This is a genomic window from Vreelandella aquamarina (assembly GCF_044805175.1).
In the GTDB taxonomy this organism is placed as follows: domain Bacteria; phylum Pseudomonadota; class Gammaproteobacteria; order Pseudomonadales; family Halomonadaceae; genus Vreelandella; species Vreelandella aquamarina_B.
Genome location: NZ_CP085232.1, coordinates 272,405 through 293,028, shown reverse-complemented (window position 1 = coordinate 293,028; position 20,624 = coordinate 272,405). Strand labels below are relative to the sequence as shown.

Sequence of the window (20,624 nt, the reverse complement as noted above, 5' to 3'; positions counted from 1 at the left end):
TATTTATATCTCGTTTTTTCCATCGCTTATGAAGCTATTTATGTCTTCGCTACCCACTACTCAACCAGTGATACCAGAACATGCCATTAATCATGAAGGGTCGGGCGTCCCGCGACCATCTCGATATCGTGAGGGATGCCAGTGCTATTGAACGCATTTCGCCAGGAGACATAGCGTTAATTAAAGGAAGCGGTTGGGGCGGCCATAAAGAGCGGGGCTTGGTGCATAGAAGCCCCGCACTGGAAGCCAGCAAACATCTATTGATGACGTCTGTTCCTGCCAGTTGTGTAGTCTCGTGAAGCAATGGTTCGGGTCATTGAAAAGCCGTTCAGGCTCTTTTTCTCATTGCTCAAGCGTAAACTCTTTTAACTCCTCTTCTTTAACTCCTCTTCAACGTTGTGAACTGAGCAACGCTTCCATAAACAGCGGATCGTTAAACAGCTCATCTAGGGTCTCCTCCATCGCCATTTCGATAGGTCTGGCAAGGTTAGACGCCGACTGATACATCACACCCTTATGCTCCGGCTGAACGGAGATATTTCGACTGAACAGTCGCTCATTAGATTCTGATATTACATCTACTTTGATTGTCGATTTACCAACTGTTTTGCCGGTAAAAAAAAGTGTCAATCAGGTGCAGGTTTGAGTACAGCTCTAAGATATCCCCCTGAATAATGACTGGCGAATCACCGCCAACGTCAAACCCTCTAGCCAATAATTCCTGTTCAATGGCAGCTTTCAGAAAATCTTCAACAGGCTGCTCACTATGAATCGACGCCATTGGAAAGCCCCAAGCATGTCGCTCGCTGCCTAGCCCAGGGGTAATCAAACAATCAAATAAACTTGACTACAGTGATGCCGGTGCTGACCGGCAAACTTTTTAAATCTGCTTTTTTGGTATGCGCTAAACTTAAACGCAATGCGCTCGCTTGAGTTGCGTCAGTTACCAGTGGAGTAGGCCATGTCACGCTGTCACGATTATTTACGGTATACCCTACCCATCACCTTACCCGCATTGCTGTTCTGGACAGCACCTGCCGCTGCTGACCCTATGGCCAACGATCCATTAAGCGCCGAAGCATCGGATCCTGAGCGCCTTGGCTGGATGCAGGGTTTTCCACCCTCTGCAGAGCGGATCATTAGCCAGCCGGATACAAACTACTTTAGCTTTCCTAAAATGCGTTGGACGGTGTGTCACTTCCGCGAGTTACTCCCTACCACACAGGTAAGTCGAGGGTTGGGAGCACCTTCACCACTCTATTATGCGCTAGATGACAAGATCAACGATGTAACGTTTACCCCCCTAGGTAGTCGAGAACCGATGACGTGGCAGGCGTCGTTGAGCGAAAACTACACCGATGGAATGCTGATTTTACATCATGGGCAGATTGTATATGAAACCTACTCAGGCTGTTTGGACGAGATGGGACAGCACGGAGCAATGTCTGTCACAAAATCAATGATTGGCCTGTTAGGGGAAATATTGCTTGCAGAAGGTGTACTCAACGAACAGGCTTTAGTAGAAGATATTTTGCCAGAATTGGGCGACAGCGCTTTTGGTAATGCCACTGTTCAGCAATTACTTGAAATGACTACTGGATTGGATTTCAGCGAAGATTATAGTGATCCTAGTGCAGAAATCTGGGCCTATAATGCAGCGGCAAGTCCACTGCCAAAACCGGACGATTACAACGGTCCGCGTACCTATTATGAATATTTAGCAACAGTTCAGCCTGAAGGAGTGCACGGGCAGAAATTCGGCTACAAGACGATTAATACTGATGTGCTTGGCTGGGTGATTGCCCGCACAACAGGGGAATCAGTAGCGTCGCTGCTTTCCTCACGCATATGGCAACCGCTGGGCATGGAGCAAGATGCTTACTTTACCGTGGACTCGATTGGAACACCATTTGCTGGAGGTGGGCTCAGTGCAGGGCTGCGCGATATGGCAAGGGTTGGGCAGCTCATGCTTAATAATGGGGAGTTCAACGGGAAACCGCTTTTTCCGGCTGAGGCAGTAGAGCGCATCCGGCAGGGAGGAGACCGGGCAGCATTTGCGCAAGCTGGCTATCATACGTTGCCAGGAGGCAGCTACCGCGGTATGTGGTGGTCACTACACAATGATCACGGAGCATTTACTGCCAGGGGGGTGCATGGACAAACCATCTACATCGATCCAACAGCACAGATGGTCATCGTGCGATTTGCCTCATATCCAGTAGCGAGCAACGCTGCCAATGACCCTACATCATTACCCGCCTATCAGGCAGTGGCAGAATACTTGTTGACTGTCCCCCACCCTTAATCCGCAGGGTGGTATTCACAAAAGTTTAAGCCAGCAGGGTTTATCTAAAATGATAACAAACATTTTCTCAATGTAACCTTGCCGTTCAGCAAAGGTTACAAGAGATGCCTCCCATCAATTCCTTACTTGTAGCTTTATTTACTGCTTGGCCATGTCTGTATCGAAAAAAGACTACCGGTTGATCATATACGATAGCCGACGTGTCGAGGTGCCTGAAACCCGGGGAGTTGGTTGGGCAGCGAGTCGTCAGTTGTTCAACCTGTTGACTTGCATATCCTGATAATTCTTGGCGTTGAGAGAAACGGTACGCAATACGGTACGCAAATGCGAAAAGGAAGGCACGAAAACAAAAAAGCCGCCCTAAAAGGCGGCTTGATCATATTCTCTAACGCTTTGCTTTTAAACCACTTTTAGTGGTGCCGACACCAGGAGTCGAACCCGGGACCTACTGATTACAAGTCAGTTGCTCTACCAACTGAGCTATGTCGGCGCTTCGCGTTTTCTTGAGAATTCGACTGGTTTGCGGTTAAGCTAGTCAGTCGACAAGAAATCTTGTTGGCAATGGCTGGGGTACCAGGATTCGAACCTGGGAATGCCGATACCAAAAACCGGTGCCTTACCACTTGGCGATACCCCAACGTTGTGGTGGCCAGAGACGGAATCGAACCGCCGACACGGGGATTTTCAATCCCCTGCTCTACCAACTGAGCTATCTGGCCCTTGCCAACGGTGCGTATTAAACCAAAAGCTCCTCTTTTCGTCAACACCTTTGTGAAACTTTCTTTCTAGTCACGTGCTTAGAGCACAACAGGCGTTTGCCCGAAAGCGGTAAAAGCCACGCCCGCTGTGGCTTTGCGCGGCCTTACATGGTTTATGCCTGGCTGGGCGGCACGTAACCTTCTGCTTGATCCGTGGTTTCGTTATCTAGAAAGCGCTCCATCTGCTCCATCAGGTAGGCGCGGGCTTCTGGCTCCAGCATGTTGAGGTGCTTCTCGTTGATCAGGCGGGTTTGCAGCGCCTGCCACTCTTCCCAGGCTTGTTTGGATACTGTGGCCTGAATCTCTTGGCCTTGCTTGCCCGGCAGCGGCGGGAACGGCAGCGCGGGTAGCTCTTGTTGGTATTTGCGGCAGAAAACCGTATTGCTCATGGCGTGCTCCTATTGAGTACGTTGTGTGTAGGTGGCTGCCAGCCACATTAGCCCGTGGGCCCAGGGGTGGGGTCGAGGGCAAACGGCGTCAACTGACTTAGCAGTGATTTCACCGGTGCCGCTAAGCCTAGCGCAGGCGGATGGTTAACGTCATACCATACGCCGCTTTCGCGGATGCCGCTGATTCGTTCACAGGTGACGGGCTGTGGCGTAATCATTAGCTTAAAGTGGCTGAAGGTGTGGGTGAAGCCGGGCAGCGCGGCGTGGCGCTCCGGGGCCACGGTGTTATCTTCGAGCCAGTCGTTGAGTTCGCTGTGGCGCTCAAACTGCGGCAGGCTCCACAACCCACCCCATAAGCCGCTGGGTGGCCGCTGCTCTAGCCACACGCGCCCTTTCGGGTCGCGCAGCATCAGCATAATGGTCTCGCGGGTGGGGATGGCCTTTTTGGGCTTGGATTCTGGATAACGCTGAGGCTCGCCTTGGGCGTAGGCGCGGCATACGTCGTTAAACGGGCAGATCAAGCAATCGGGTTTGCTGCGCTTACATAGCGTGGCGCCGAAATCCATCATGGCCTGGGTGTAATCCGCCAGCCGCGTGGTGGGGGTAAAGTACTCGGCCAGCGCCCAAAGCGAGCGCTCTACCGCAGGCTTGCCCGGCCAACCCGATACCGCGTGCAGGCGGGTGAGCGAGCGTTTTACATTGCCATCCAGAATAGCGGCCTGTTGCCCGGTGCTTTGGGCGATAATAGCGCCAGCGGTGGAGCGGCCAATACCGGGCAGCGCCATCAACGCCTCTACGCTCTCGGTGGGCAGCTCGCCGCCGCACTCTTCCATGGCGACCTGGGCGGCTTTGTGCAAATTGCGGGCACGTGCGTAGTAGCCAAGGCCCGTCCAGTGGTGCAGCACATCATCCTGGGGCGCAGCGGCTAGGGCTTCCAGCGTCGGGAAGCGGGCCATAAAGCGCTCGAAGTAGGGAATCACCGTGGTGACCTGGGTTTGCTGCAGCATGATTTCAGAGACCCACACGCGGTAGGCGCTGCGGGGCGACTGCCAAGGCAGGTCGTGGCGGCCATACTGGTCGAACCAGCTCAGCAGCCGGTGTTGGAACTCTTCCGCCGGTAGGCACGGCGTGGGCATATCGGCCATCGTTATTCCTTAAAGCACTCGCTATGAACGACAGCGCCGGCGGTAAGGCCGGCGCGTGCAGGTGGCGGTGTATCAACGCGATTAGTTGAACAGGCGACGAATACCTTCACGTAGTTCTTGGCCTGCGCCTTCCCCTAGACGCTCATCAATACGCTTGATGGATTCGTCGATCCGCTCTTCCAGCTCCTCTTCTACTCGACTACCGGCCTCGTCACGCAGCAGCTCTACCACTGAGTCTTGGAAGGCTGTGCGGTCGAAACGGCACCATTGGGTTTTATCGTCCCCAACATGCCCTTCACAGCGTATCGGTAGCGGCAGCTGCTGTAGCCGTGGGTTAACCTGGCAGGCGGCGTCAGCGGTGTCCACTAGCCGCACGTTCGCCTGGGTAGAGAAGTTGAGGCTGTTGAGGTTGAAACTACCCTCCCCTTGCACGTCGATACCCGGCAGCGTAATCAGTAGGTCGTCGCTTTCAACAAGGCCGTTGCGTACTTGAAAGGTGGCTTCAAAACGCTCAAAGCGGGTATCTGGATGCCATTCACGCTCTACTGGCTGGCCTTCTAGCTGGGCGACCAGCTCGCACATTTCGCGAGAGATGTTGGTGCGGAGAATCGCGCCATCGTTAAGCCGTGCGGTTAACTCGCCGTTGAGGTTGCTGGCCAGCACTTCGCGGCGGTTGCCTTGAGTGGTTAGCGCGCCTTCCAGGTTGAATCGCCCGCGCAGCGGAGCCTCCTCTTCGCTGAAGGTTTCGATCAGCGGTGCGACCTGCACATTGCTGATGCTGGGCGAGAGCTGCCACTCAAGCACATTGCCCGTGGCATCCAGTTGGCCGGTAGCACTTAGCTCGCCCTCATAAAAACGCGATTCAAACGCAGTGAGGCGATGGTTGCCGTTTTCACCACGCAGTGCCAGCTGGGTGTCGTCAAAGGTCAGCCCGGCTAGCAGCAGTTGGTCAACGCTGAGGTCGCCCTGCAGCGAGAGCGTGCTGAGCCACGCCTGGGGCAGCAGCGCTCCGCTGGTTTGGGCAAAGGATTTACGCAGCAGCCCACGGCTGGCTTGCTGAGCAGTTTCTGGGCCGGGTAGGTAGTGGTCCAGATTAAGCTTGTCGCCTTCAAGGTTGAAGGTAAGCTGTGTGCCATCCAACGCGGCGGCAATATCGCCCGTAAAGGTGCTGTCATCTACCACCAGCGAGAGGCGCGGCAGGGAGATACGCTTCAAGCTGCCTTCGATGGGGCTGGTGAGCGCCACATCGCTAAGAGCAGCTTCGCTGGCGGTATTCAGTTTCACGCCCGTGCGTGCAATCCAGGGCCGCAACGTAAACGGCGCGGCGGTGAGCTGCCCGCTGTAGTGCGGTGCCTCCAGCAGCTGCTCGACGTTAAGATGGCCGCTAACGCGCAGGCCATCCGGGCCAGTTAGTTGAACATCTTTTAACTGCACGGTTTGCGCGGTGAGGTCGGCCTCCAGGCCAAATGCTAAAGCAAGCGCGAGGCTACCTTGCCAATTTTCTGGGTGGCGCAGTCCGGCTTCCACCACGCCTTCGGTAACGCTTAGCTGCTGTTCGGCTAAACGGGCGACGATTTCAGACGCTTTTAAGCTGAGCTGCTGCGGCTCGCTCGCCTCGCCTTGGCGGGTGTGCGTGGTGAGCTGGGTGTTTTCAAAAATAACCTGCTCATCTTTCAGGCCTAGCCGCAGCCGAGTTTGCAGGTTTACTTCGCTGGTCATATCTGGGGCGCGTTCAAGCTCTTCGGCATCCAGGCGGTTATGCTTGGTGAGGGTGAACATGGCTTTCAGCGGGAAGGGTCGCACCGGATTCACATTGGTGCCAGAAATGTTCAGCGGTTGAACTCGCCATAGCGCTTGGTTCTGCTCATCGCGGTAGCGAATGTCAGCTTCTTTGACTTCGACACTGGCGATACTGAGCACGACAGATAAGTTGCCTGCATCGGCATTCGGGCCTGCGCTGGCAGGAGCCAAGACAGTTTCGGCAGATTCGTTGTTGTGTTCGGAGAGGCGCTCCAGTAGCGGCTGCCAGTTGCCTTCGCCTTCGGCGTTCTTCTCCAGGTTGAGACGCATGCCATCTAGCGTTAGGCCATCCACGGCAATCTCACCGCGTAGCAGCGGGGCAAAGGCAACGCTGACTTCGGCACGGTTAATGGCGGCGAAGGCGGTTTCGTCTTGTGTTTGCTCAGGCAGCCAGGCGCGGGCCTGCTCAACGCTGACGCCAATGCGGGGGTAGAACGACCAGGTAATCGGGCCTTCTAGGGCGAGGTTGAGGCCGGTTTGCTCCTCTACCACGGCGGTTAAGCGCGGTTTGAAGTCTTCCGGGTCTAAAAAGGTGGTGACGTACACCACGGCGGCTACTGCCACAATGGCTAAAATGCCCACCGCAGCCAGCAAAATGCGTAATAGCTGTTTCATTACCCTTTTCCTTGTGGGTCTAGCTCAACAAAATCACTGGCCCCCAGCATGCCCGGCGCGCAAGAGGCGGCTGCGGCAACGGGCCGATAGCCCAGTTTTGATAGCAGCACTTGATCCGCCAGCGGCAGCGTCGTGGTGGCGATACGCAGTACGCGACCATCTTGTTTGGCTTGTTCGCCTATCAGCGCCATTAGCCGCGAACCTACGCCGCGCCGCCGGGTGACTTTTCTTACACATAACTCGGAAAGCCACCAGGCGCGGTCATCGGCTTCCTGAACTGCCACCGCACCTAACAGGCGGTCGTTGAAGTGGGCGCAGGCAAAAAAATGCTGCTCCTTTAAGTGCTGCTCAATAAATGGCAAAACCGTTGGACTGGGCATACGCTCTTGAGGTGCGTCTTCATAAATGCGCACTAAGTCGATGCGCACCTGCTCTTCTGCTTCCCAACGGGCCTGGTCGACATATTGCAGTGTCACCGGCATGGTGAAATCCTCATTGCCAACGCAGCTAGGCTGCTCTGTTAGCGCCGCAAACAGCGGCGACATTTCCCGCATTGTAGCGGATGGGGGTGCCGATTCTCTATAATGGTTGTTTTGGCCGCAGCCGCCGCCCGCCGATTATTCCTCAGAGTGCGCCTCGGCGCAGGAGATGCAACATGTCAGCGCGTATTGCCACGGTAAGCCGTGACACCAACGAAACGCAGATTACGGTCAGCGTCAACCTTGATGGCGAAGGCCGCCTCCGCTGTGAAACTGGCGTTCCATTCCTGGACCACATGCTGGATCAAGTGGCGAGGCATGGAATGGTGGACCTCGATATTCATGCCAAAGGCGACCTGCATATCGACGACCACCACACCGTTGAGGATTTAGGCATCACCCTGGGCCAGGCGTTTAACGAGGCTATTGGCGATAAGCGCGGTATCTACCGCTACGGCCACGCCTATGTGCCGCTGGATGAGGCGCTCTCCCGAGTGGTCATCGATTTCTCTGGCCGCCCCGGCCTGTATATGAATGTCGAGTTCACTCGCGATACCATTGGCCGCATGGATACGCAGCTGTTCTGGGAGTTCTTCCAGGGTTTTGTAAACCATGCCCGCGTGACGCTGCATATCGACAATATAAAAGGCTTTAATGCTCACCATCAGGCAGAAACCATTTTCAAGGCCTTTGGCCGTGCGCTGCGTATGGCCGTTGCGGAAGACCCGCGCATGGCTGGGCAGATGCCGTCTACCAAAGGAAGCTTATAATGCCGAGCGTTGCGACTAGCGGCGGCTTGCCCATAGCCTATGCGCCCAAGACTCTCTCACCCACAACTATCTCGCCCACCACTCTCTCGCCTACGAATTTAAGGAGCGCTTCATGACCATTGCGGTAATTGATTATGGAATGGGCAATCTACACTCTGTGGCGAAGGCGCTTGAGCACGTCACCCATGAGAACGTGATTATTACCCGTGACCCACGTCGCATTCTGGGTGCTACCCGTTTGGTACTGCCCGGCCAGGGCGCCATTCGTGACTGTGTAGGCGAGCTTGAGCGTACCGAGCTGCGCGGGCTGGTGGATGATATTTTGACCCGCCAAGCTAAACCGCTGCTGGGCATTTGTGTGGGCCAGCAGATGTTAATGGAGCGCAGCGAAGAGAACGGTGGCGTGGATTGCCTGGGCTTTTTCCAAGGTAGCGTGGACCGCTTCCCGGCCAATATGCGCGATGCCCAAGAGCAGCGCCTGAAAGTACCGCACATGGGTTGGAACCTGGTGAATCAACACCACGACCACCCGCTCTGGGCAGGCATCGATAATAATGAGCACTTCTATTTCGTGCACAGCTATTACGTGAATGCCGCCGACGATGCCCAGGTATTCGGCACCACCCAGTACGGCAGTGTGAGCGCTCACGTGGCTATTGGCCGCGACGCCACCTTTGCCGTGCAGTTCCACCCGGAAAAAAGCTCCCGTGCGGGCCTGCGCCTGCTGGAAAATTTTGTCACCTGGACGCCCTGAGAGGTTTCACTATGTTGGTAATTCCCGCGATTGATCTCAAAGACGGCCAGTGTGTGCGCTTAAAGCAGGGCCGCATGGAAGACGCGACCTCCTACGGCGACGACCCAGTGGCCATGGCCGCGCGCTGGGTAGAAGCCGGTGCGCGCCGTTTGCACCTAGTGGATTTGAACGGTGCCTTTGAAGGCAAGCCGGTGAACGGAGAAGCGGTCACCGCCATTGCCCGCGCTTACCCGAACCTGCCGATCCAAATTGGCGGCGGCATCCGCTCGGCAGAAACCATTGAACACTATTTGAGCGCCGGTGTTTCCTACGTGATCATTGGTACCAAAGCGGTCAAAGAGCCTGAGTTTGTGGGTGAGATGTGCCGCGCCTTCCCCGGCCATATTATTGTTGGCCTGGATGCCAAAGATGGCTATGTGGCCACCGACGGCTGGGCAGAAGTCTCTACCGTCAAAGCCACCGAGCTTGCCAAGCGCTTCGCCAACGACGGCGTTTCCAGCATTGTGTACACCGATATTGCCCGCGACGGCATGATGCAGGGTGTTAATGTGGAAGCCACTGCCGCACTGGCCCGCGAAGGCGGCCTGCCGGTGATCGCTTCAGGCGGCGTGACTAACCTGGACGATATCCGCGCGCTGTGCGATGTCGCCGATAGCGGTATTTTGGGCGCGATTACCGGCCGGGCGATTTACGAAGGCAGCCTGGATGTCGCGGAAGCCCAGCGTTTAAGCGACCAGCTGAGTGGAGGTAGCGAATGAGCTTAGCCAAACGCATTATCCCCTGCCTGGATGTGGATGCCGGGCGCGTGGTGAAAGGCGTCAACTTTGTCGGCATTCGTGATGCGGGCGATCCAGTAGAGATCGCCCAGCGCTACAACCAGCAGGGTGCCGACGAGATCACCTTTCTCGATATCACCGCCAGCCACGAAGACCGTGCCACCACGGTGGATATGGTCGAGCGGATTGCAGGCGAGGTGTTTATTCCCTTAACCGTCGGCGGCGGCATTCGTACCTGCGACGATATCCGCACCATGCTGAACGCTGGGGCGGATAAGGTTTCGATCAACACCGCTGCGGTTACCAACCCTGAGTTTGTGCGTGAAGCCGCCGAGCGTTTTGGCAGCCAGTGCATTGTGGTGGCGATTGACGCCAAAAAAGTGTCTAAAGAAGGCGAGCCTGACCGCTGGGAGATTTTCACCCACGGCGGCCGTCGCCCCACCGGCCTGGATGCGGTGGAGTGGGCCAAGAAGATGGTCGAGTATGGCGCAGGCGAGCTGCTACTCACCAGTATGGATCGTGACGGCACTAAGATTGGCTTTGACCTGGGCGTCACCCACGCTATTTCTGAGGCGGTCAGCGTACCGGTGATTGCTTCCGGCGGCGTCGGCAATTTAGACCACTTGGTCGATGGCGTGCTCAAAGGCGGTGCCGATGCAGTACTGGCTGCGAGTATCTTCCACTTTGGCGAGTACACCATTCCAGAAGCAAAACGCTATATGGCCGAGCGCGGCATCGAAATGCGTTTATAAGCCGCGCGACGTTTTAGGCTGGGGCAGTTACTCTGCCCCGGCTTCCTCATCCAGTGTTAGCCCCAAATTACTAATGCCGTTATTGCGCCCAAGCGTGCGAATCTCTTTGAGTGTTGTTTTATTGATCGACCCGCTGACCGCTTCCAGCACCGCATCTTGGAAGTCGTTTTCGTCTTCCATCAGTGGGTGATCGCGAATGATCAGCGCCAATGCTTGAGCGTCCACTTCCCCTTCGGTGAGTTCGATGAACGCCCGCACACCAGCCCGCGAGGTGCGGCTGACATCCAGCACGGCTTCGGGGGATTCGCCTTGCAGCGTATCGAGTAACGCAGAGATCGACACGACCGCATCCAGCGCCCGACGTGCGCCAAAACTCTCATCGCCCTCTGGCGGCTCGCACTCGGCCAGCTTTTCCGCTTGGCGGGCAAAGTCGATGCTGGCGTTGGGTACGCTAAGGCGCTCCCATACAAGACCCAGCACAGTGCGCAGGGTGTGCCCATCGCCATGGCCGCTGGTTTGCTCATAAAGGGCGTAGTTGGGTAACAGCCGCTCGCACAGCGCTGCCATAAATGCTTGCTGGGCGGGCAGCGGCAGCAGTTGAAGCCGCTGATAAAATCCTTGGGGTTTAGCCACCATGCTGATTTCCTGGGTCACTATGTTTGTGAAGCTGAGTCTGTGAAACTGAGTTGGTGAAATGAACGCGATGCGTTATCGTCGCACCCACGCAGCGGGCGACCCCGCAGCGTTTGATGTGCTCGGCCGGCGAGGAGATTACCATGCATATTCATCTGCTACAGCACGGCCCTGACCATGGTCCCGCCCGTCTGACCGACTGGCTTGAGAGTATGGGCCATAGTTACACCGTTTTTCACCTCTACGCAGGCGAACTCACGCCTCGCCCTGGGGAGTGCGATGCGCTCATCGTGCTAGATGGCCCCGAAGCCCTGTTTAGCGAGCCTCCCGTTTGGCATAAAGCGGAGCGTAAACTGATTCATCGCTACTTGGACGGCCAAAAACCTATTCTGGGCATTGGCTTAGGGGCGCTATGGATCGCGGAAGCGCTTGAGGCGGTCGTCGCCCCTGGCACCTACCCCGAAACCGGCTGGCATACCGTCACTCTAGCCCCGGAAAGCACCTTCGACCTGCCCGAGCAGTTTGAGGCTTTTATGTGGCACCGCCTGGTATTTAGCCTACCCGATGGCGCGCTACCATTAGGCGGCAGTGCTGCATCCCCGCTACAGGGGTTTAGCTGGGATGCTGGCCGCGTGGTGGGCCTGCTATGCCACTTTGAAACGACCCAGGCCAGCGTAGCACCGCTGCTGAACGCCAACGAGCGGCCCACGGCGAAAAGCCCTTCCACCGGGCGCTTTGTGCAAACCGATGAGCAAATTCTGGAAGACCCTACGCGTTTTCAGCGCTTAGCACCGCTGCTGGATCGCGTCATGACTCAGTGGCTGAAAAGCGCTTAATCTCCTCCCACTGCCGCCGCTAAGCACTCCACTGCTTGGCAGCGGCGAGACAGCTTTCCCAATCGCCTATATGAAGTTCTGGGGGCCGGCTTCCCTGCTGTTTCTCCAAGTGGTAGCGGTAGAGCGGGTCGTAATACTCGGTCAGCAAAGGGGCAAGCCACGCTTCATGGGCCTGGATATCCCCGGCGGCATGGGCACGGAAAGCCATGGCCTGCAGACGTTTAAGCCGCTGCAAGCGGGCATTGCCCAGGCGTTTTGCCAGCCGCTCTAACGCGCTGGCTAACTGGCGTTGCATACGCTGCCAACCCTCCCGCCGACCAAAACGGTCGGTGTAGCCCTGCTCTAGCGCTTCGATATAGTCGCGGCGTAGCTGGTCTAGCCGCCAATCTAGCGGCATTTCGATGCGAATGCGCGGCGCGCGCTGTAGGGCGTGCCAAAAATCGAGTGGGATATTGGCATTGCCAATCTGCCGGGACTCATCCTCTAACACCAGCTTGCCATGCTGCCCAATCAGCCGTTGGGCAAGGGCGTGTTCAAAATCGATTTGAGTGGCGGGGTCGTCGGGCTGCCGCCCAAACGCGGAGCCTTTGTGATTGGCGCAGGCTTCCAAATCAATACCGTTGGGCAGTTGATTAATCAGCTGTGTTTTCGCGCAGCCGGTGAGCCCTGCCACCACCAGCATGGGCTGCTGTGCGGCTTCGTCAATCCGCTGGCAGAGCTGCTGGCGTAGCGCTTTCCAGCCGCCTTCAATGCGTGGCCGATGAAGCCCTGCGTCGGCAAGCCACTGCTGGGCAATTTGCGAGCGCAGCCCGCCGCGAAAGCAGTAGATAATCGCATCAGGGTGCTGGGCTAAGTAGGCCTGCCAAGCGGCGACCCGCGCTTGCTTTACTTCACCGCTGACCAGCCGCTCACCCAGTGCGATCGCGGCCTGCTGGCCCTGCTGCTTGTAGGCAATGCCGACCTGGTGGCGCTCTTCATCCACCATCAACGGTAGATTGACCGCCCCCGGCAAGCTGCCCTGGGCAAACTCTACGGGGGCGCGTACATCAATTAGCGGCGTATTTTCCGCGATAATGTCCAGTGATGCGGGTGTTGTCGGCAGGGTCATCCAATAACCTCTATCTTGGCGTCTCCCTGCGACGCTTTAAGCGTGCCGAACGGCTCAAGGGTTAAGCCGTATTCGCGGCCAATGCGTTCCACGTCATCTTCCCAGGCGGGGTCGACGCTAATCAGTAGCCCGCCGGAGGTTTGCGGGTCGCATAGCCACTGCCAGTGTGCCTCATCCATCGCGGGCAGCGCACTACCCAGCGCGTCGCGGTTGCGCAGTGTGCCACCGGGAACGGCTCCCTGGCGGCGGTAACCTTCCGCTTCGGCTAACCGCGGCAGGCGGCGAAAATCAATCTGCGCCATCACGCCGCTGGCACTGCACATTTCGGTAAGATGTCCTGCCAAACCGAAACCGGTCACATCTGTCATAGCGTTGACGCCTTTCACTTTGGCGAGTGCCACACCAATGGCGTTGGGCTTGAGCATGGTTTCACGGGCGAGGCCGTGGTGCCCGGCTTCCAGCAAGCCACGCTTTTCGGCGGTGGTTAGTAGCCCGACACCCAACGGTTTGGTGAGAAACAGCAGGTCGCCGGGTTTGGCTTGGCTATTGAGTTTCAGGTGCTCAAGATCGACCAGCCCGTTCACCGCTAGGCCAAACATCGGCTCGGGGGCATCGATGGAGTGGCCTCCGGCCAGGGCAATGCCCAGCTCACGGCAAACGGCCTGGGCACCCGCCACCACATCACCGGCAATTTCGGGACCAAGCTTATCCAGCGGCCAGCCTAAAATACCCAGCGCCATCACCGGCGTGCCGCCCATGGCGTACACGTCGCTAATCGCGTTGGTCGCGGCGATACGGCCAAAATCAAAGGGGTCATCCACAATGGGCATGAAGAAATCCGTGGTGGCAATCATACCGCGACCGTCGCCAAGGTCGTATACGGCGGCATCTTCACGCCCCTGGTTGCCGACGATGAGCCGTTGATGCCCCGCCGCAGGCCCGGCCTTGGCGAGAATGCCATCCAGTACGTCCGGAGCGATTTTGCAGCCGCAGCCCGCTCCGTGGCTATATTGGGTTAATCGGATCGAACTCATCATCCCTCTCCTTTGTTTTGAACCATGCCTGCCAGCTTGCCGACCTTTGGCTAAGTATAGCTTACGTCACAGCGCTTCTAGTGCGTCGCTCAATTTATCCACGGGGATCACTTCCATCCCTTTAGGCGCCTGCTTGGGTGCGTTGGCACGAGGCACAATCGCGCGCAGAAAGCCGTGTTTGGCAGCTTCTGCAATCCGCTCCTGACCGCTGGGCACCGGACGTATCTCGCCGGAGAGGCCCACTTCGCCAAATACGACCAGCTCTTTGGGTAGCGCCCGGTTCTGCAGGCTGGAGACCACCGCCAGCAGTACGGCGAGGTCAGCACTGGTCTCCAGCACTTTGACACCGCCTACCACGTTAAGAAACACATCCTGGTCACCGGTAAATAGCCCGCCGTGGCGGTTTAGCACGGCCAGCAGCATCGCCAAGCGGTTTTGATCAACCCCAACGGCCACGCGGCGTGGGTTGCCAAGGGCCGACTCGTCCACCAGCGCCTGCACCTCTACCAAAATCGGCCGAGTGCCTTCCCATACCACCATGACAAGGCTGCCCGGCGCCTGCTCCTCTTGGCGTGAGAGAAAGATGGCACTGGGGTTTTTTACCTCTTTCAGGCCCTGCTCCAGCATGGCGAACACGCCCAGCTCGTTGACCGCGCCAAAGCGGTTCTTCTGCCCACGCAGCGTGCGGAAGCGGGAGTCGGCGCCGCCTTCCAGCAGCAGCGAAGCATCAATCATATGCTCCAAGACTTTGGGGCCCGCCAACGTGCCGTCTTTGGTGACGTGACCCACCAGTAGCAGCACAGTATTGGTCTGCTTGGCAAAGCGGGTGAGCGCAGCGGCGGACTCGCGTACCTGGGCAACGCCACCAGGGGCAGAGCTAATATCCTCCAAATGCATGGTTTGGATGGAATCAATCACCAGTATTTCTGGCTTCTCCCGCTCGGCCACCGCGAGGATCGTCTCTACGCTGGTTTCCGCCAGCATCTTCAGCCCGTTAGTGGGAAGCTGCAGGCGGTGGGCGCGCATGGCCACCTGGGAAAGCGACTCCTCCCCTGTGACATAGAGAATACGCCGCTGCTGGGCAAGCTTGCAGGCGGTTTGCAGCAGCAGTGTCGATTTACCGGCCCCTGGATTGCCGCCCAGCAGCACGGCGGAGCCTGGCACCAAGCCGCCGCCTAGCACGCGATCGAATTCCGCAAAGGTAGAGCTAAGCCGTGGTACCTCGCTTAAATCAACATGGCTGAGGTCAACCACATCTTTAGAAAGGTCGCCTGCGTACCCGGCTCGCCCGGTCGCAGTGCCGCTACCGGGGCGGGCGCTTGTCAGCTTGACTTCCGTTAGGGTATTCCACTCTTGGCAACTCGTACACTGGCCTTGCCATTTACGATACTCTGCACCGCATTCGGTACATACAAAGGCACTTTTTGCTTTTGCCACCGCCTGTTTGCTCCTGTCTATCGCGCCACGTTGAAAAGGACTCAGAAAAGAGTGGGCAGAAATACAAAAGGCGGCCAATGGCCGCCTTTGAGCGTCGTATAGAGAATTACTGACGCTGTAGCTGCAACATCTCGCCATTCTCAAAACGGCGGCGCTCGGGGTCGATCAGCTCCAGGGTACGCTCATCGATACGCTGGAAGTAGTAGATCTGGCCATCGCCGTTTGGCGTTAGTTCGTACACTGTGGCATCGGGATCAGAGGGCGTGCCGGTCAGCACTTCCCAGTTACCGGCATAGTTTTCATCCGGCGGGGTTTGGGGGTGGTTGCGGTAGGTGGCATCCAGTGTGAAGGTGCGCTCTTCCGGGGCGCTTGACTCTTCTCCCACCAACGTCACATCCAGGTCAATGCCGTCACAGTTACGGCAAGGCAGAGTACCTTGGTAGTTCGCCTGTGAGGCGGTCATGCCTGCATCTTCGCGCTGATCCATTGGGCCAGCTGCACAGCCCGCCAACAGTGCCAACATAGCCGAACCGGCTAGCAAACTCCTGAATTGCATTGGGTGTCTCCTTATCGTGTTGGTCATACATTTCTTTTGCGCGCTTATGACAGCATAACCGCTACAAGGTGCGGCGCACACCCCTCAGCTCCCTAGAAGTAAGTTCCCTTCTAGCCTAACGGGAATGCTTGCGCTCTAGCGGCCGTCAAGCGACCATGGGGCCATTAACGCCAGAATAAACAGGTTAACTTTATGAGCCAATACTGGAGCCCCGCCGTTAGGGAGCTTACCCCGTATGTACCGGGAGAACAGCCCCGTGAACGTGTTATCAAGCTCAATACGAACGAGAACCCATATCCACCTGCCCCAGGGGTCAGCGAGGCGCTACGCAGCTATGCCGTTGACCACCTACGTCTCTACCCCGACCCAACCTCTCTGGCCCTGCGCGAAACTTTGGCAGACGCCTATGGAGTAAGCGTAGCAGAAACCTTTGTCGGCAATGGCTCCGACGAGGTGTTGGCATTCGCTTTCCAGGCATTCTTCTGTCATGGGGCCCCGCTGGATGTACCTTCTATTACCTATAGCTTCTATCCGGTATATGCCAACCTATATGGCGTGAAGCTGCGTAAGCATCCGCTCAATGATAAGTGGGAAGTCGATATAGATGCGCTTGCCAGCGCTTCCGAGCGTAGCGGAGTGATTTTTGCCAACCCCAACGCGCCGACGGGACACGCTCACTCTCTGGAGAGCATTGAGGCCCTGCTGACGCGCGTTACCGATCGCGTGGTGTTAATCGACGAAGCGTATGTGGATTTTGGTGCAGAGAGCGCGGTGGCTCTGATTGACCGCTACCCGAATCTGTTGGTCACTGGCACCTTCTCCAAGTCGCGCAGCTTGGCAGGGCTCCGCCTCGGCTATGCGATTGGCTCCCCTGAGCTGATTGAAGGCTTACAGCGGGTGAAGGATTCGTTTAACTCCTATCCAGTCGATAGCCTAGCCAGCGTGGTGGGCATCGAAGCGCTGAAAGATACCCAGCACTTCAACGCCTGCCGGGATAACGTGATCACTACCCGCGAACGTACCCGGCAGCGGCTGGAAAAGCTCGGCTTTGAAGTATTGCCTTCTAAAGCGAACTTCCTGCTGGCTCAGCACCCTGACTTTGCAGGCGCACAGCTGTTTGCAGGCCTCCGTGAGCGGGGGATTTTAGTACGTCACTTCAATACCGATGTACTCAACAACTTCCTGCGTATCTCCATCGGCACCGACGATGAGATGGATAGCTTTATCGAAGCATTAGAGGCTCTCTGCGGTTAATAAAGTGCCTATAAAAACAAAGCGCTAGCAGAGGAGTTAGCGCTTTGTCAGCAACCTGCGGCGCATTCATCATTCATAGCTGCTACAAATACTCACCATATCGACAACCCGATCACCAGTACTTCCAGGTCACTAATACGTTTACTCACCGCAGCGAACGCTAGGTATTCGCGCTCCGAAACTGCCGCCAGGCGACCTCCTTCTGCCACAGAGACTATCCCGCGGCCAGGGAGCCGAAAGAGGAAGTGTTATGACCACCGTCACACGCATTCTTCATGCAACGAGTCCGGATCTTTCGCGTTTGCTGGCGATGTGCCGGACGATGGGGTTCATTCGGGCCGACCTTTGGCGCCGGTACGGTGCCCTTGGTACCGTTGGCAAGAGCGCCAGTGCCGTTCGCAAGGAAATAACCCAGGGTGGCTGGCATACAGACTTGCCACTGGATGGCACGGTTCGCGCCGAATCCACTAAGGATGTGATCAACGACATCCTGACCTACAAGGCGGCTGCCAAGCACAAGGTGCGCCGGGCCGTGGCCGCACGCACCACGGACGAAACCGAACGCAAACACCTCTACACGCTGCTAAAACAGGACAAATGGCTAGAAGATACCTATCTGCATCGCATGATGCGCAAACATTTCAGGCATGGCAAAAGCCAGTGTAGTAACCAGTTCGTCGTCCGTTCCGACAAGCACAGTGAGCGAATCATCGACGGCCAACTGGTTATTACATTGCATCTGTCCAAAAAGGTGGGCGGCAGCATCACGCTATACACCACGACGTCAGGCAAGAACGTCAGCCTGGAAAAGAAGAATCTGCGCGTCATCGTTCGGGAGGGAAAGGTCGAGATCCATTATGCCTACGAGAAACCGCCAGGGCGGCCTCATGGGGACAAGGTAATGGGTGTCGATAAGGGCTACACGGAGGCCTTCACTGACTCGCAAGGCCAGCATCATGGCGAGTCGTTCGGTCAAGTGCTCACTGCGTACAGCCATCAGGTATCCGCCACTGGCAAGGCGCGCAATCGCCTGCACGCCCTGGAAAAGAAGCATCGGGCGGCAGGACGGATCGCCAAGGCCGAACGCATCCGCGCCAATCATCTGGGTAAGAAGAAGCAAGTGGCTCGCCGCCAGCGCACCCAGCAGCACCTTCGCACCATCGCCTATCAGGCGGCTCATACCATCATGGACGAGGCGGCGCTTCTCGCTTCGGAAGACCTGACTCAGCCCATCGCGGGCAAGGTACAGTGGCGGGATTACAACCGCCGCATGAGCCACTGGGCCAAGGGGGTGCTGGCCCAGGCGCTCGACGAAGTATCGCAGCAGCGTGGCACCCGTCACGACATCGTGAACGCCGCCTATACGTCGCAAATGGACTCGATCACGGGACGCCTGGAAGGTGAGCGCCGTGGCGACAAGTTTTACCGTGCAAACGGGGACGTGATCCAGGCGGATGTCAATGCTGCGCGGAATGTCCTGGCAAGGCTTGATGACCCCGACATTACGCGGTACATGCCGCACGGCGAGGTCAAGCGAATATTGTTGGGACGTTTCTCCGGCGCAACTGAGCGTCAAGAGGCCCGAGTTGTTTGCCAGCACGGCATGTCAACCGGGTGCGGATAAATCCTTTTTGGCCAATGATGGCCAAGCTTTAAGGAGCAGATAAACAGTTTAAGAGTGACAAAAACAAAATAAATGGAGGAAAGTCTTGATGAATGCTACCAAAGCCCGCCAGCTTCCTCTCCACGGCTTGAAAGTGCTTGAGCTTGGGCAACTGATTGCGGGCCCTTTCGCTACCAAGCTGCTGGGTGAATTCGGTGCCGATGTGATTAAAATCGAACCGCCGGGCACCGGCGACCCACTTCGCAAATGGCGAATGATAGAAGATGGCACTTCGCTCTGGTGGCACGTCCAAACCCGCAACAAGCGTTCGGTGGCGCTGGACTTGCGCAGTGAAGAGGGCCAAAAGCTGGTGCGCCAGCTCGCCGCCGAGGCTGACGTGGTGGTGGAAAACTTCCGCCCCGGCACATTAGACAGCTGGGGGCTGGGCTGGGAAGCACTCTCCACACTGAATCCACGGCTGATCATGGTGCATATTTCTGGCTACGGGCAAACGGGGCCTTACCGGGACAAACCCGGTTTTGGCGTCATAGGCGAAGCCATGGGCGGGCTGCGCTACCTTACCGGCCAGCCAGGCGAGCCTTCGGTGCGCGTAGGGGTCAGCATTGGTGACTCACTTTCCGCACTCTATGCAGTGATTGGCACTCTCTTGGCACTGCAAGAGCGTCACCGCAGTGGTCTAGGCCAGGAAATCGATGTTGCGCTGTATGAATCGGTATTTGCGATGATGGAGAGCCTGCTGCCAGAATTCGATGCCAGCGGACAGGTTCGCGAACCCAGCGGCAGCGCCCTGCCCGGCATTACCCCTTCAAATGCCTACCGCTGCCAAGGCGGTGATTACGTTCTGATTGCTGGGAATGGCGACAGTATTTTCAAGCGCCTGATGGGCGTAATTGGCCGTGACGATCTCGCCAACGATCCGGCTCTGGCCCATAACGATGGGCGTAGCCAGCAAGCTGAAATGATTGATGCCGCGATTCAAGCATGGACCGAAGAGCGTCCACGGGATGTCATTTTACAGGCCCTGGATGACGCCCACGTGCCCGCAGGCTATCCCTACACGGCCGAAGATATCGCCTTTGACCCCCACTACCTGGCGCGAGAGATGATTCAAACTTTTACACGGCCTAATGGCAAATCGCTAAAAGTACCCGGCGTACTGCCAAAGCTTAGTGCCACTCCAGGGAGAATCGGCGACGGCGGCCCCACCCTTGGTCAGCATACCGACGATGTGTTGGATGAGCTGGGTATTGATCACGAAATCCGCGCTAAGCTGCGCCAAGCGGGCATCATCTAGGGAATGTTTTGATGAAATTGGTAACACCTTGCCCGACCAAGATCGATATCAATCAAGCATTTCGATAACAGTAACAATAGCGACGTATCTACCAACGCCTCCCTCTCGACGACCTTTGGCTGCCCCTTTGCCCCTGGGGCAGCGGGCAATGTATGAACTGAAGATCTAGTGCATATGTTTGAGTCGATAGGCATCGATACAGCAGGCAAGTCGACCCGTCGCTACGAACGATAATCCACCACACTCACACGTCACTCCCCTGCCACACAAGCGTCATTCAACCGCAACACCTCCATCACATGATT

Annotated in this window: 20 protein-coding genes and 3 tRNA genes; 10 read left to right on the top strand and 13 right to left on the bottom strand. The window is 57.0% G+C overall.

Annotation, left to right across the window (positions count from 1 at the left end):
* The first annotated feature begins 80 nt into the window (after positions 1–80).
* On the top strand, positions 81–299 hold the full coding sequence (locus tag LG300_RS01430) for a DUF1826 domain-containing protein (RefSeq protein ID WP_404376642.1): 219 nt from the start codon (positions 81–83) through the stop codon (positions 297–299).
* A 296-nt stretch (positions 300–595) separates the two neighbouring features.
* Here LG300_RS01430 and LG300_RS01425 read toward each other — a convergent pair whose 3' ends face one another.
* Positions 596–781 (bottom strand): hypothetical protein, encoded by a 186-nt coding sequence (locus tag LG300_RS01425; RefSeq protein WP_404376641.1) that lies wholly within the window; start codon positions 779–781, stop codon positions 596–598.
* 180 nt (positions 782–961) lie between these two features.
* Between LG300_RS01425 and LG300_RS01420 the strand changes: the two genes are divergently transcribed.
* Positions 962–2,305: a serine hydrolase domain-containing protein gene (locus LG300_RS01420; protein WP_404376640.1), complete on the top strand. Its 1,344-nt coding sequence runs from the start codon at positions 962–964 to the stop codon at positions 2,303–2,305.
* Between the two features lie 414 nt (positions 2,306–2,719).
* Here LG300_RS01420 and LG300_RS01415 read toward each other — a convergent pair.
* The 7 genes from LG300_RS01415 to LG300_RS01385 form a co-directional block, all read right to left on the bottom strand.
* A tRNA-Thr gene (locus LG300_RS01415) sits at positions 2,720–2,795 on the bottom strand.
* Positions 2,796–2,867: 72 nt separating this feature from the next.
* A tRNA-Gln gene (locus LG300_RS01410) sits at positions 2,868–2,942 on the bottom strand.
* Positions 2,943–2,948: 6 nt separating this feature from the next.
* Positions 2,949–3,024: transfer RNA gene (locus LG300_RS01405), tRNA-Phe, on the bottom strand.
* A gap of 152 nt (positions 3,025–3,176) precedes the next feature.
* Entirely contained in the window at positions 3,177–3,452 is a 276-nt protein-coding gene (locus LG300_RS01400) for an oxidative damage protection protein (protein WP_404376639.1), read from the bottom strand.
* A 47-nt stretch (positions 3,453–3,499) separates the two neighbouring features.
* A complete protein-coding gene (mutY, locus tag LG300_RS01395; protein ID WP_404376638.1) occupies positions 3,500–4,597 on the bottom strand; it encodes an A/G-specific adenine glycosylase in 1,098 nt (365 codons plus the stop codon).
* Positions 4,598–4,678: 81 nt separating this feature from the next.
* Positions 4,679–7,012, bottom strand: coding sequence for an AsmA family protein (locus LG300_RS01390; RefSeq protein ID WP_404376637.1), 2,334 nt, complete (start codon positions 7,010–7,012; stop codon positions 4,679–4,681).
* Positions 7,012–7,494 carry an acetyl-CoA sensor PanZ family protein gene (locus LG300_RS01385; protein WP_404377956.1) on the bottom strand — a complete coding sequence of 161 codons (483 nt, stop codon included), beginning with the start codon at positions 7,492–7,494 and terminating at the stop codon, positions 7,012–7,014. Before LG300_RS01385 ends, LG300_RS01390 begins: the two co-directional genes overlap by 1 nt.
* Before the next feature lie 173 nt (positions 7,495–7,667).
* Between LG300_RS01385 and hisB the strand changes: the two genes are divergently transcribed.
* From hisB to hisF, 4 genes are all read left to right on the top strand, one after another.
* The gene (gene hisB / locus LG300_RS01380; protein WP_404376635.1) at positions 7,668–8,261 is read left to right on the top strand and encodes an imidazoleglycerol-phosphate dehydratase HisB; all 594 of its coding nucleotides are present in this window, start codon (positions 7,668–7,670) and stop codon (positions 8,259–8,261) included.
* A gap of 112 nt (positions 8,262–8,373) precedes the next feature.
* Positions 8,374–9,015: an imidazole glycerol phosphate synthase subunit HisH gene (gene hisH, locus LG300_RS01375; RefSeq protein WP_083024475.1), complete on the top strand. Its 642-nt coding sequence runs from the start codon at positions 8,374–8,376 to the stop codon at positions 9,013–9,015.
* Between the two features lie 11 nt (positions 9,016–9,026).
* Complete coding sequence (gene hisA / locus LG300_RS01370; protein ID WP_404376634.1) at positions 9,027–9,773, top strand: 1-(5-phosphoribosyl)-5-[(5-phosphoribosylamino)methylideneamino]imidazole-4-carboxamide isomerase; 747 nt, start codon at positions 9,027–9,029, stop codon at positions 9,771–9,773.
* Positions 9,770–10,543, top strand: a complete 774-nt coding sequence (gene hisF / locus LG300_RS01365; protein ID WP_253505706.1) for an imidazole glycerol phosphate synthase subunit HisF — start codon at positions 9,770–9,772, stop codon at positions 10,541–10,543. Before hisA ends, hisF begins: the two co-directional genes overlap by 4 nt.
* A 27-nt stretch (positions 10,544–10,570) precedes the next feature.
* On the opposite strand, the gene LG300_RS01360 is transcribed toward hisF, so the two are convergent.
* A complete protein-coding gene (locus LG300_RS01360; RefSeq protein ID WP_404376633.1) occupies positions 10,571–11,179 on the bottom strand; it encodes a YjaG family protein in 609 nt (202 codons plus the stop codon).
* A 140-nt stretch (positions 11,180–11,319) separates the two neighbouring features.
* On the opposite strand from LG300_RS01360, the gene LG300_RS01355 reads away from it, so the two are divergent.
* Complete coding sequence (locus tag LG300_RS01355) at positions 11,320–12,012, top strand: type 1 glutamine amidotransferase (protein WP_404376632.1); 693 nt, start codon at positions 11,320–11,322, stop codon at positions 12,010–12,012.
* 19 nt (positions 12,013–12,031) lie between these two features.
* Here the strand turns inward: LG300_RS01355 and mnmH are convergent, their stop codons facing one another.
* The 4 genes from mnmH to LG300_RS01335 form a co-directional block, all read right to left on the bottom strand.
* The gene (gene mnmH, locus LG300_RS01350; protein WP_404376631.1) at positions 12,032–13,120 is read right to left on the bottom strand and encodes a tRNA 2-selenouridine(34) synthase MnmH; all 1,089 of its coding nucleotides are present in this window, start codon (positions 13,118–13,120) and stop codon (positions 12,032–12,034) included.
* On the bottom strand, positions 13,117–14,157 hold the full coding sequence (selD, locus tag LG300_RS01345) for a selenide, water dikinase SelD (RefSeq protein ID WP_404376630.1): 1,041 nt from the start codon (positions 14,155–14,157) through the stop codon (positions 13,117–13,119). The genes mnmH and selD overlap by 4 nt, the downstream gene beginning before the upstream one ends.
* A gap of 63 nt (positions 14,158–14,220) precedes the next feature.
* The gene (gene radA / locus LG300_RS01340; RefSeq protein WP_404376629.1) at positions 14,221–15,591 is read right to left on the bottom strand and encodes a DNA repair protein RadA; all 1,371 of its coding nucleotides are present in this window, start codon (positions 15,589–15,591) and stop codon (positions 14,221–14,223) included.
* Positions 15,592–15,697: 106 nt separating this feature from the next.
* The gene (locus tag LG300_RS01335; RefSeq protein ID WP_404376628.1) at positions 15,698–16,147 is read right to left on the bottom strand and encodes a copper resistance protein NlpE N-terminal domain-containing protein; all 450 of its coding nucleotides are present in this window, start codon (positions 16,145–16,147) and stop codon (positions 15,698–15,700) included.
* Positions 16,148–16,339: 192 nt separating this feature from the next.
* Here LG300_RS01335 and hisC point away from each other — a divergent pair, with 192 nt between their 5' ends.
* The 3 genes from hisC (at position 16,340) to LG300_RS01320 (ending at position 20,319) form a co-directional block, all read left to right on the top strand.
* Complete coding sequence (hisC, locus tag LG300_RS01330) at positions 16,340–17,401, top strand: histidinol-phosphate transaminase (protein WP_404376627.1); 1,062 nt, start codon at positions 16,340–16,342, stop codon at positions 17,399–17,401.
* 250 nt (positions 17,402–17,651) lie between these two features.
* Complete coding sequence (locus LG300_RS01325) at positions 17,652–19,025, top strand: hypothetical protein (protein WP_404376626.1); 1,374 nt, start codon at positions 17,652–17,654, stop codon at positions 19,023–19,025.
* Between the two features lie 88 nt (positions 19,026–19,113).
* Positions 19,114–20,319: a CaiB/BaiF CoA transferase family protein gene (locus LG300_RS01320; protein ID WP_404376625.1), complete on the top strand. Its 1,206-nt coding sequence runs from the start codon at positions 19,114–19,116 to the stop codon at positions 20,317–20,319.
* Positions 20,320–20,624 lie beyond the last annotated feature (305 nt).